Source organism: Paraburkholderia mimosarum LMG 23256 = NBRC 106338 (assembly GCF_000739815.1).
In the GTDB taxonomy this organism is placed as follows: Bacteria; Pseudomonadota; Gammaproteobacteria; order Burkholderiales; family Burkholderiaceae; genus Paraburkholderia; species Paraburkholderia mimosarum.
Window position 1 is genome coordinate 1 of the sequence record NZ_BBJJ01000286.1, and the last position, 1,487, is coordinate 1,487.

1 protein-coding gene and 1 pseudogene are annotated in these 1,487 nt (G+C 57.2%); both read left to right on the forward strand.

Annotated features, from left to right (window positions below):
* Window positions 1-510: 510 nt before the first annotated feature.
* Window positions 511-789, forward strand: a pseudogene (locus BMI01S_RS37420) (IS4 family transposase); the annotation flags it as partial.
* Window positions 790-969: 180 nt separating this feature from the next.
* On the forward strand, window positions 970-1,487 hold a 518-nt coding region (locus tag BMI01S_RS37425), incomplete at its 3' end, for a hypothetical protein (RefSeq protein ID WP_042293426.1).

The following is a 1,487-nucleotide window of genomic DNA, read 5'->3' on the forward strand; positions in this document are numbered from 1 at the left end:
TATTAAACAATCTTTATGGCATTAAAAAAACGTTTTATATCAGTGTGACTGGCAATTAGTGATATCGTGGCATTCATTTTGCACGGTATCAGGATCCGAGGTGCTGACCCTTATGCGCGGCAACGAATTTGCGCAGTTATAGCCATCCCCGTCTGGCGCTCGATGGCCTTCGTTGCCGACGTGGATGATGGCTAGTTGACAAGTGTTTTGCTTACAAAGGAAGGCATGGATTTCTTTCGCGAAAACGTTCTCCGCGCTGTGTTGCTGCTATGCGTTCTTTGTGCAGGATCGGCTCATGCTGACTTATCAAAAACTGTCTGGGACTCCGCCGGACCCGATGCGGTATTGACCAGCATAATATGCTATACAGGAACTGTCACGCTTGAAAAGGCCAATGACTTGGTTTCTGCGTTGGAACAACGCCAATCACGGGCAATGCGGGCCACTGAAAATAAGTAGCACAAGATTGTCGCGCTGATGCTGATGAAGTTACCTGGCAAGAAGGCAGGTATTGCGTATCTGATGCGTATGGGCCGGACATGTCCCGGCCTTGATGCGACGCTGTTCTTCGATCCTGACGAGATTCACGGTGCCCACGTGCTACTGAAAATACGACGACCGTCGAAACCGCTCGGACTCAACGAAATGATCCGACTGGTGGCGCGGTGCGGTGGCTTCCTCGCTCGCAAAGGCGACGGCAAACCGGGCGCAAAGACGATATGGCAAGGTCTGGAGCGCGTCACGACGGCAGCGGAAACTCTACGCGGACTGCGCCATGAACTCGCGTAGTCCGAGATGTGTATAACGCGGTGGGTATCACGGGGGGGGCGTGATGCCCGCCGGCGGGACGTCATGGAACCGCGAGGCAGTTCTGGGCGGCAATGGGCGTACTTGCATGGATTCGACCACGGCTGAGCCGTGCGAGGGCGTGCGCGTCGCGTTCTATCGGGCAACACCTACGGAGGCAGCATGACCTGCATTGTGGCGCTGACAGATGGCAAGAAGGTTTACATGGGTGCGGATTCGGCAGGATCGGGGGAGGGGGCCATCACCGTGCGCGCCGACCCCAAGATTTATCGGGTGGGACCGTTCCTGATCGGCTTCACCACATCCTTCAGGATGGGGCAACTTCTGGGCCATAGTCTGACCGTCGCGCCGCGCCCTGAGGGCACCGATGTGTTCGCCTTCATGTGCACGACGTTCATTGATGCGGTACGCGCGTGCTTTACCCGCGGCGGATTCGCGCGCAAGGACGGTGAACGCGAATCGGCTGGCACTTTTCTGGTTGGGTACATGGGGCGCATCTTCCAGATTCGCGGCGATTATCAGGTTGCTGAAAGAGCCGTGAACTTCGATGCCTGTGGTAGCGGCGAACAGGCGGCGCTGGGCTCACTGCATACCACCGTCGGTGTGCCGATGCGGCCGGACGTCAGACTCGAACGCGCTTTGGCCGCAGCGGCCGAATTTTCAACGGGAGTCCGTGGCCC